This is a genomic window from Streptomyces chisholmiae (genome assembly GCF_031845445.1).
Taxonomy (GTDB): Bacteria; Actinomycetota; Actinomycetes; order Streptomycetales; family Streptomycetaceae; genus Streptomyces; species Streptomyces chisholmiae.
This window is the reverse complement of sequence record NZ_JAVREO010000129.1, coordinates 1-471: the sequence shown is the minus strand read 5'-3', so window position 1 is coordinate 471 and position 471 is coordinate 1. Positions and strand designations below refer to the sequence as shown.

At 66.7% G+C, this 471-nt stretch carries 1 protein-coding gene; it reads right to left on the bottom strand.

The features are described from left to right. Positions 1-287: alpha/beta fold hydrolase (locus tag RM844_RS32415; protein WP_394814653.1), on the bottom strand; the 287-nt coding region annotated here is incomplete at its 3' end. Positions 288-471 lie beyond the last annotated feature (184 nt).

The window sequence follows — 471 nt, the reverse complement described above, 5'->3', positions numbered from 1 at the left end:
ATGTGTACCCGGTCGATGTCGAGGGCATCGACGAAGGGAGCCACCACGCCCTGGGCGGTGACCATGGGGTGGCCGCCGATGTCGTCAGTGACACCGAACCCCGGGAATTCCAGGATCAGGCACCGGAATTGCTGGGCGAAGGTGGGCAGGATCCCCCGGAAGTTGCGCCAGCCCGTCACCCCTGGCCCCGAGCCGTGCAGGAACAGCAGCGCCGGTCCATCACCGGTGTCGTAGTACCGCAACACGCCGGCGGACGTCTCGATCTCCCTCAGTTCCAGCTCGGTCATGGCGACCAACCTACGGGTGCCCGCCCGCCGGCTCCCCGGCAGTCCCGCACCGTGGAACACGATCCGGTGTCCCGCGTGGCCTCGACTCCGTCACCGCGGGGAGAGCCTGCGGTGACGGAGGCCAGAATCCGATCAGAACGTCGTCACCAATACGCGTGACTGCCTTATCTTGCGACACAGGATC